This is a genomic window from Micromonospora sp. NPDC003776, from assembly GCF_053605645.1.
Window position 1 is genome coordinate 1 of sequence record NZ_JBSGJR010000266.1, and the last position, 8,968, is coordinate 8,968.

The 8,968-nt window shown below is 74.7% G+C and carries 9 protein-coding genes and 1 pseudogene; 3 read left to right on the top strand and 7 right to left on the bottom strand.

The window, feature by feature from the left end; translation table 11 throughout:
* Positions 1–6: 6 nt before the first annotated feature.
* Together ACWEVO_RS20950 and ACWEVO_RS20955 are read left to right on the top strand one after the other, a co-directional pair.
* Entirely contained in the window at positions 7–1,233 is a 1,227-nt protein-coding gene (locus ACWEVO_RS20950) for a hypothetical protein (protein WP_452309217.1), read from the top strand.
* Positions 1,234–1,267: 34 nt separating this feature from the next.
* Positions 1,268–2,155, top strand: coding sequence for a 3-methyladenine DNA glycosylase (locus tag ACWEVO_RS20955; RefSeq protein ID WP_452309209.1), 888 nt, complete (start codon positions 1,268–1,270; stop codon positions 2,153–2,155).
* A 116-nt stretch (positions 2,156–2,271) separates the two neighbouring features.
* Here the strand turns inward: ACWEVO_RS20955 and ACWEVO_RS20960 are convergent.
* A pseudogene (locus ACWEVO_RS20960) lies at positions 2,272–2,412 on the bottom strand (cellulose binding domain-containing protein); the annotation flags it as partial.
* Positions 2,413–2,521: 109 nt separating this feature from the next.
* The gene (locus ACWEVO_RS20965) at positions 2,522–3,097 is read right to left on the bottom strand and encodes a GNAT family N-acetyltransferase (protein ID WP_452309210.1); all 576 of its coding nucleotides are present in this window, start codon (positions 3,095–3,097) and stop codon (positions 2,522–2,524) included.
* A gap of 110 nt (positions 3,098–3,207) precedes the next feature.
* Between ACWEVO_RS20965 and ACWEVO_RS20970 the strand changes: the two genes are divergently transcribed.
* Positions 3,208–5,640, top strand: coding sequence for a low temperature requirement protein A (locus ACWEVO_RS20970; protein ID WP_452309211.1), 2,433 nt, complete (start codon positions 3,208–3,210; stop codon positions 5,638–5,640).
* 12 nt (positions 5,641–5,652) lie between these two features.
* On the opposite strand, the gene arfB is transcribed toward ACWEVO_RS20970, so the two are convergent.
* The 5 genes from arfB to ACWEVO_RS20995 form a co-directional block, all read right to left on the bottom strand.
* Positions 5,653–6,078 carry an alternative ribosome rescue aminoacyl-tRNA hydrolase ArfB gene (gene arfB, locus ACWEVO_RS20975; RefSeq protein ID WP_452309212.1) on the bottom strand — a complete coding sequence of 142 codons (426 nt, stop codon included), beginning with the start codon at positions 6,076–6,078 and terminating at the stop codon, positions 5,653–5,655.
* Positions 6,079–6,087: 9 nt separating this feature from the next.
* Positions 6,088–6,390, bottom strand: coding sequence for a hypothetical protein (locus tag ACWEVO_RS20980; RefSeq protein ID WP_452309213.1), 303 nt, complete (start codon positions 6,388–6,390; stop codon positions 6,088–6,090).
* 107 nt (positions 6,391–6,497) lie between these two features.
* Positions 6,498–7,358 carry a S1C family serine protease gene (locus tag ACWEVO_RS20985; RefSeq protein WP_452309214.1) on the bottom strand — a complete coding sequence of 287 codons (861 nt, stop codon included), beginning with the start codon at positions 7,356–7,358 and terminating at the stop codon, positions 6,498–6,500.
* Positions 7,359–7,406: 48 nt separating this feature from the next.
* Complete coding sequence (locus ACWEVO_RS20990) at positions 7,407–8,366, bottom strand: VWA domain-containing protein (RefSeq protein ID WP_452309215.1); 960 nt, start codon at positions 8,364–8,366, stop codon at positions 7,407–7,409.
* Positions 8,363–8,968 (bottom strand): DUF58 domain-containing protein (locus ACWEVO_RS20995; protein WP_452309216.1); only part of this gene is annotated, 606 nt, incomplete at its 5' end. The genes ACWEVO_RS20990 and ACWEVO_RS20995, both read right to left, overlap by 4 nt.

Genomic DNA, 8,968 nt, shown 5'->3' on the forward strand with positions numbered 1-8,968 from the left:
CCGGCGCTGCGCGCCACCCCGATCCCGACCGGCGTGCCGGCGGCCCCGCCGGCGGTCGCGCCGACGAAGGCGCCCCCGATCCAGATGTCGACGCCGCCGGTCACCGTCGCGGTCACCGCGGCGAACACCCCGACGCCCGGCTACCGGATCGCGGTGCGCAACGCCGGGAACAGCATGGTCGAGACGACCGTACGGCAGGGACTGCCCACCGGGTCCCGGGCGACCACGGTGACCGGCGGAGGCCACGCCAGCACCCCGATCGGGGCGAGCGGGACCAACGAGGTGACCTGGCGGCTGCGGCTGCCGGCGCAGAGCACCACGACGCTGCACACCGCACTGACCACGACCACCGGCGGTGGTTCGGTGACCGCGCCCACCTGCGTGTACGGCACCGACGGCACCCGGGCGTACGACTGCGCCACGGCGACCTGGACGGGACCGGCCGCGGTCCCGGCGACGAAGGTGGCGGCGGCGCCCACCTGGCGGCGCCCGCCGGTGCTGCTGGCCGCCCTGGTCGCGGCCCTGGTGATCGTCGGCGGCAGCCTCGGGTGGTGGTGGCGCCGCCGCCGGCAGCGGGGCCGCCTCGCTCCGGGCGGTCCGACCGGCGGCCCGACCCTCGCCGGCGGCGCGGCCGGCCCGGTGGGCCGGGGCGCGCTCTATCCGCGCGCGGCCATGCCGGCGGTGGCCGGCCGGCGCCGCAACCCGCCGGTCTGGGCGATGGTCGGGGTGGCGGTGGTCGTGCTGGCGGCCGTCGTCGGCGCCGCCGGGTGGACCGCCACCAAGCGGGTCGCCGCGATCGACACCGCCAAGCAGCCGACCAGCGGCGCGTGGATGGGCAAGAGCGTCTCGGGGACGCTCGGGGTCCCGCTGCGCGAGACCGCGTTCGAGTTCACCGTCTACCGGGTGACCTGCGGCATCGCGAGCCTGCCGGTGCCGAAGCCGGGTGACCGGCAGTGCCTGGCCACCGTCGGGGTGCGCAACCTCACCCCGGACGAGCAGACCTGGCACGGCCAGTTGCAGCGGGCCTACCTGCCGGGCGGCAACTGGGTGTCGGCCGACGAGGACGCCACCCGGGTGGCCAACCTGGGCCAGGACGTCTTCGCCAAGCCCGTCGCCGCGGGCAGCCGGGTGCTCCTGCCCCTGGTCTTCACCGTGCACGGCAGCGATCCGCCGAAGCAGTTGGAGCTGCGCAGCGGGGTCTTCTCGGCCGGGGTCCGGGTGGACGTGCCCTGACCGGGGCCGGGGCGGCGGTCGTACCCTGGGGTCCGTGACCGCCGCCCTCGCCCCCGACGCCGCCCTCGACGCGGCCGACTGGCAGGCCCGGCGACGGGCACACGAGGAGCGGGTGGACGCCTGGCTGGCCCCGCACCTGGCCCGCCGCCGGTCCGGGGTGAAGCATCCGGTGGAGGATTTCCTCTTCACCTACTACTCGTACCGCCCCGCCCAGCTGCGCCGCTGGCACCCGGGCGCGGGAGTGGTGCTGCGCGACGCGGACCGAGCCGGCTTAGGCCCGGACTACACCGCCACCGCCGCCGGGCTCACCCTCGACACCGAGCGGGTACGCGCCCGGCGCGCCGATTCGGTCCGCTGGATCCGTACGCTGCTCGCGGCGACCGCCGGCCGCCCGGCCCACTTCGGCTGCCTCGGCATGCACGAGTGGGCGATGGTCTACCGGCAGACCCAGGACGAGGTGCGCCACAACGCCTGGCCGCTGCGACTCAGCCCGGCGGCCACCGCCGCGGTCGTCGAGGAGCGGGGCGTGCGGTGCAGCCACTTCGACGCGTTCCGGTTCTTCACCGCGCCGGCCCGGCCGCTGAACCTGCTCACCCCGACCCGGGAGAGCCAGCACGCGCTGGAGCAGCCGGGCTGCCTGCACGCCAACATGGATCTCTACAAGTGGGCGTACAAGCTCTCCCCGCTGGTGCCGTCGGAACTCGTCGCCGAGTGTTTCGCGCTGGCCCGGGAGATCCGCGCCCTGGACATGCGGGCCAGCCCGTACGACCTGGCCGACCTGGGCTACCCGCCGGTGCGGGTGGAGACCCCGGAGGGCCGGGCCGAGTACGTGACCGCCCAGCGCGGTTTCGCCGAGCGGGCCGCGGTGCTGCGGGCCCGGCTGCTCGCCGCGCTGGACCGCTCCGCGCCGGACGCCGCCTGACCCGGCCGGTCCCCGACCCGCCGACCAGGCCCGGCGACATGATCGACTCGGGTGGCGTCGAAGCGTGGCTTCCGGGCGCCCGTGACACGCGGCACGCCGAGCCGTGGGGCCAGGGCGCCGTTCCAGCCGGCGTTCCGGGCGGTCACCGTGGTGCCGCTCTGCGTCAGCTCGGCTCCCCACGCCTGGGTGATCCGCTGGCCGTCGGGCAGCGTGAACCGCACGGTCCACCCGCCGATGTGCAGGGGCTTGCGGAGCATGGCGACGGGACTCCTGTCACGTGACGTGGTGGTCGGTGACGGCCCGGTGCTCCCGTACGCATTGGAGCGGTTCGACGCCGCCCGCTCAACCCGGTCCCGCGCTACGGAATCAGCCCGCCGGGTGTCCCCGGTGTCGCGCCCACTCCGGGGCGAGGATCGACATGACGGTGGCGTCCACCCGGTCGTCGCCGTCCCGCAGCACCTCGCGCAGCGTGCCCTCGGCGACGAAACCGACCTTCTCGTATACCCGGCGGGCCCGCGGGTTGAACGCGAACACCTCCAGGGCGATGCGGTGCAGGCCGAGCTGCTCGAAGCCGTAGCCGACGATGAGCCGGACCGCTTCGGTGCCCAATCCCCGTCCCCGCCCGGCCGGTCCGATCAGGGTCCGGAAGTTGCAGGTCTCGTGGTCGGCGTCCCACTCGTTGAGCACCACCTCGCCGACGCACTCGCCGGTCGACCGATCCACCACGGCCAGGTCCAGCCGGTCGGTCTGCGCGCTGCGGCTGCCGTACCAGTCGCGGAGCCGGTCCAGGTAGTACCGCTCCCCCGGCGCGCTGCCGGTCAGCCGCACCACCTCGGGGTCGGCCAGGATGGCCTGGAAGACGGTCGCGTCGTCGGCGGTGAGCGGACGCAGCACCACCCGCACGCCGGTGAGGGTGGGCTTGATCGAGAAGTCGGTCGGCACGCGGCGGATTGTGAGCCGTGGGGCCGCGCTGCCTCAAACCATTTTCACCGGTCGGCCGGTTTGTGCCCGATTACCGGTGAGTCCCGGTATGGCGTTGGCAGAGTGAGGTGGTGGGCGGCGTCGGTCGAATCCAGGTGGCCGGCACCGAGGGCGTCGTCAGCCGGCTGGAGCTCTTCCTCGACCTGATCTTCGTCTTCGCCTTTCTCAACGTGACCGGGGTGACCGCCGAGCAGCTCAACGCCGCGGGGTTGCCGCGTGGTCTGCTGCTGCTGGTGCTGCTCTGGTGGTGCTGGGCGTCGTTCGCCTGGCTCGGCAACGCGGTCCGGCTGGACCGGGGCGTCATGCCGGTGGTGACGTTCGGACTCGGCGCGGCACTGTTCGTGATGGCCCTGACGGTGCGGGAGGCGTTCCTCGACCGCCCCGGCGGGCTGCCCGGGCCGGTCGTGTTCGCGCTCAGCTACCTGGCTGTCCGGACCACCATCCTCGCGGTCGGCACCCTCAGCGCGACCAGCGGACAGAGCCGGCGGCTGCTCCGCCAGGCCTGGCCACCGGTGCTGGCCGCCGCGCTGCTCCTGCTGGCCGCCGCGCTGGTGCCCGGCTGGATCGAGGACCCGCTGGCCCGGGAGTGGATCCGCTTCGCGCTGGTCGCCGGCACGGTTGTCGTCGAGTACGGCGCGGCGCTGCTGATCGGGTCGGATCTCTGGCGGATCGGCTCGAGCCGGTACTGGGCGGAGCGGCACAGCCTGATCATCCTGATCGGATTCGGCGAGGCGATCATCTCGGTGGGGCTCAGCCAGGGCGTCGCGGTCGCGCAGCCACTGACCCCGGAGGTGCTGATCGGGACGCTGCTCGGGGTCGCGCTGGCCGGCGGGCTCTGGTGGACCTACTTCGACGTGGCCCGGTTCGCGGGAGAGCAGGCTCTGGAGCGGGTTTCCGGGGAGCGCCGTAACCGGCTCGGCCGGGACGCGTACAGCCTGCTGCACCTGCCGATGATGGCCGGTCTGATCCTGCTGGCGCTCGGGCTCAAGAAGCTGCTCGGGGATCTGCGCGTGCACCCCGGCAGCGAGACCACCACGCCGGGCCTCGAACCGCTGGTGCTCTACGGCGGGGTGGCGCTCTACCTGCTGGGGCTGATCCTCTTCGAGCTCCGTACGCTGCGCCTCCTCGGTCGCTCGCCGGTCCTGGGTCTGCTGCTGGTGGCGCTGCTCGCCCCGCTCGCCCCGCACCTGCCGGTGCTGATCCAGCTGGCCCTGCTCACCGCGCTGGTGGGCGCGATGGCGCTGGCCGACGTGACCGTCTTCCGGATGCGGCACCGGCGACTGCACGCGCAGATCGCCCCGGCCCACGAGCACGCCGGGGTCACCCCGAAGGAACTCTTCTTCGATCTGGTCTTCGTCTACGCGTTCCTGCAGGTGGCGGCGTTGATGTCCGACGACCCCACCTGGGCCGGCCTGGCCCGGGGGCTCTTCGTGCTCACCATCCTCTGGCTGGCCTGGTGCGGGTACGCCTGGCTGGCCGCCGTGGTGCGCGCGGAGAGTCCCGCGGTGCGCCTGGTCATGGTCCTGGTGGTGACGCTGACCGCACTGATCGCCCTGGCCAGCCCGCAGGCGTTCGCCGACGCGTTCGGCGGTCTGCCCGGGCCGCTGGTCTTCGTGGCCTGCTACGCGGCCATCCGCCTGCTCCACCTGGCCTCGTTCGGGCTGGTGGCGTGGCAGGACCCGGGCTGGCGGACGCCGCCGGTGGCCACCGCCCTGCCGACGCTGATCGCGCTCGCCCTGCTGCTGGCCGCCGCGCTGGTGCCCCGGCCGGTAACCGACCTCCACCGGATCACCCCGGTGCAGGTCGCGCTCTGGCTGGCGGCCATCGCGGTCGACTTCGGCGGGAACGCCCGGATCGGCCTGCGCCACCTGCGGATCGGCTCGGCCGAACACTGGACCGACCGGCACTCCCTGATCATCATCATCGGGCTCGGCGAGGCGGTGATCTCGATGGGTTCCGCGGTGGTCTACACGCCCATCTCGGCCCGGATCATCGTGGCGGCGTTCCTGGGCACCGCCCTGCTGGCCAGCCTGTGGTGGGTCTACTTCGGCTGGCGCAGCGCGGAGGGGGAACGGGCCCTGGCGGCGGCGCGGGGCGGGCAGCGTACCCGGCTGGCCCGCGACGCGTACACCTGGCTGCACCTGCCGATGGTGGCCGGGATCGTGCTGGTCTCGCTCGGTCTGCGCAAGACCATCTCGGCCCTGGGCAGCCGGGGCTTCTTCGAGTTCGGGCCACCGCCGTACCTGGTGGGCCATGTGGCGCTCTTCGGCGGCGTGCTCCTCTACCTGCTCGGCGACCTCGCGTTCGGCCGGCGGCTGACCGGGCGGTTCCGGCCCTCCCGGGTGGTCCAGGCGCTGGTGGTCGCGGCCCTGCTGCCGGTGACCACGTCGCTGGCGGCGCTCCTGGCGCTGGGCCTGCTCGCGGCGGTGTGCCTGGCCTTCACCTCGTTCGAGGTGGTGCGCGGCCGGCAGCGGGCCGGCGGGCAGCTGGTGAGCCTTCGCTGAGCCGGACCGGGGTCAGTCGCCGTCCACCCGGCGGTCGCGCTTGCGCTGGGACCGGCGCTTCTTCTCGGCCAGCCGGCGTTCCTTGGCGGCCCGGGAGGGCCGGGTCGGGCGGCGGGGCTTCGGCGGTGGCGCGACCGCCTCGCGCAGCAGGGCGACCATCCGTTCGCGGGCCGCCTCCCGGTTGGCCAACTGCGCCCGGTGCTCGCTGGCGGCGACGGTGAGCACACCGTCGACCAGCCGGTTGGCGAGCCGGTCGAGGGCCCGGGCGCGCAGCGGTTCGGGCACGCTCGGCGAGCCGGCCAGGTCGAAGCTGAGCTCGACCCGGGAGTCGGCGGTGTTGACCCCCTGCCCGCCGGGGCCGGACGAGCGGGAGAACCGCTCCCGCAGCTCGGCCGCGGGAACCACGATCCGGTCGGTCACCCGCAATCCGTCGTCCACTCCCCGAGGCTAGCGCCGGGGCTGCGGGCTCGGGGTGGCGGTCCGGGTCGGAGTGGGCGCCGGATCGGCCCGCTCGTGGTCCGAGCCGGCCGCCGCGTACGCGGCCGCACCGAACAGCAGCAGGGCGATCACGCCGACCTTGACGACCACCGCGCGGGTCGCCACCCACGCGTTCCGCCGGATACCGGGGACGAGGTTCCGGGCCGTGTGGTAGTCCTTCCAGCCCCGCTTCGCGCGGGCGTACGCCGCGCCGACGCCGGCGCCGATGACCAGGCCCACCAGGAGGAGGGCCGCGATGACAGCTTGCTCCACCCACGCCAGTATCCATACCCAGCGTGATATTTCCATGGCCCGATGGCTCCACGGCGGATATCCGACACTTCGTTAGTCCCGGCCGGCCCGCCGTGGAACTCCGCAGCTCAGCCGCCCCGACCGATGATGGTGTCCGCGGTCTGCTGGACCTGGTCGATCGGGATGGCGAAGCCGATGCCGATCGAGCCGCTGCCGTCGATGGTGGCGATCGCCGTGTTCACCCCGACCACCTCACCGCGGGCGTTGACCAGCGGCCCACCGGAGTTGCCCGGGTTGATGGAGGCGTCGGTCTGCACCGCGGTGTGCCGGCCGCTGCCGATGCGTACCTGCCGGTTGAGCGCGCTGACGATTCCGGCGGTCACGGTGCCGGCGAGGCCGAGCGGCGAGCCGACCGCCAGCACCGGCTCCCCCACCCGGGTGGAGTTCGGCTTGGCCAGCGGTAGCGGCGGCAGCCCCGCCGACGGCGGCACCTTGAGCACCGCCAGGTCGCTGCTCGGTTCCCGGCCCACCACCTGCGCGCTGAACCGGCGGCCGTCCGAGGTCTCCACGGTGACCGGGCCGGAGCCGCCCCGGGACAGGATGTGGTCGTTGGTGACGATGTGCTGCTCGTGGTCGATGGCGAAGCCGGAGCCGGTGGCCGAGGCGCCGGAGGTGCCGCCGACCATCACCGACACCACGCCGGGCACGGTCTTCTCGGCGGCGGTGGTCAGCTCGGCCGGTACCGGCGCGGCGGACGCCGCCGCCGGGCCCGGCGCGTCGTGACCAGCGACCCAGCTGCCGGCCGCCGCGCCCGAGACGGTGGAGAGGGCCACCACCGCCAGCGCGGTCAGCATCCGGCCGCGCCACCTCCCGCCGCCGGAGCCCCGCGGGGAGCCGGGTACGTCCCACCGCCCGCGCCCGTCCGGATCCAGCTCCGGCGAGACGAACCACGGGCCGCGCGGCTCGCCGAGTCCGGTCTGCACTGCCATGCCTGGCTCCTCACGTGTCGTGCCGTCCTGCCGTTGCGGTGGGGCGGTTCAGGGCAGCCGGGAGAACCACCGCAGTGATCCGGCGGCCGCGCCCAGGGCGAAGACCAGTCCCAGGCCGATGAAGCGGGCGGAGACGTCCTGCCGTTCCTTCCGGTAGCCGACCGATGTGCCGATGTCCTCGTAGACGTTGCGCAGCTCGGAGCTGCTGGTCGCCTCGTGGAAGCCGCCGCCGGTCTCCTCGGCCACCGCCTTGAGGGTCTGGCCGTCGACCGGCACCTGGATCGCCCGTCCGCCCCGGTCGACGAAGCCGGACGGGGTGCCGAACGAGATGGCGTGCACGGGCACCTTGGCCGCCACCGCCTGGGCGGCGGCCTCCATCGGATCCATCCCCGAGGTGTTCGCCCCGTCGGAGAGGATGATGATCCGGGCCGGCGGCGGGTCCTTGGCGGCCTTGGCATCCAGGCTCTTCACCGCGCCGAGCGAGGTGCTGATCGCCTCCCCGATGGCGGTGCCCTGGACGCCGGTGACCCCTTCGGCCAACCGGCCGATCCCCTCGTGCAGGGCGTCCCGGTCGGTGCTCGGCGGCACCAGCACCGCCGCGCTGCCGGCGAAGGCGACCAGGCCCACGTTGAACTCGTCGGGCAGGCCGTCGACGAACCGGCGGGCGGCCTCCTTGGCGGCGGTCAGCCGGTCCGGGTCGACGTCGCTGGCGAGCATCGAGGTGGAGACGTCGACGGCCACCATCACGGTGGCCCGCTCCCGAGGCACCCGCACCTCCGCGCTGGGCCGGGCGAAGCCGACCACGAGCAGCGCGAGCATGGCGAGGAAGAGGCCGGCCGGCACGTGCCGGCGCCAGGCCGGTCGCCGCGGCGCGACCCGGTCCAGCAGGCGCAGGTTGGTGAAGCGGACCGCGTACCGGCTCTGCCGGCGCTGCATCGCCAGGTAACCGACGACGAGCCCGGCCACCCCGAGCAGCAGCCAGAGCCGGCCGGGTGACTGCCAGGTCACGCGGTACCTCCCCGGGTCGCGGCGGGCGCGGCGGCCAGCCGGCGCTGGGTGTGCACGTGCCGCACGATGTCGGCGCTCCAGTCCCGGTCGGTCCGCAGCGCCAGGTGGGTGGCGCCGGACCGGCGCAGCGCCTGGCGTACCTGGTCGCGCTGGGCGGCGGCGGCCTCCGCGTACCGCTCGCGCAGGTCGCGGTCGCCGGTCCACACCTCGCGGTGCCGGCCGGTCTCCGGGTCGACCAGGGTGACCAGGCCGACGTCCGGCAGTTCGAGTTCGCGCGGGTCGGTCACCTCGACGGCGAGCACCTGGTGCCGTACGGCGAGCCGGCGCAGCAGCGCCTCCCAGGGCGCCGCGGCCGCCGGGTCGTCGGGCAGGCCGTCGAGGAAGTCGGAGACGATCACCACCAGGCCGCGCCGGGTGGCCATCCGCTGCACGCCGGCCAGCCCGTCGGCCAGCCCCGGTGCGGGGTCGCCGGGGCGGGGCGGCGCGGTCGTCCGGTACCCGCCGGCCGGCGCCGGGGTGGGCGTCCGGCCGGCCGAGCTGAACCCGTCGTGGCCGCGCGGCGTCCGGTCCGCCGCGCCGACGCCGGCCTGGCGGGCGTCGCC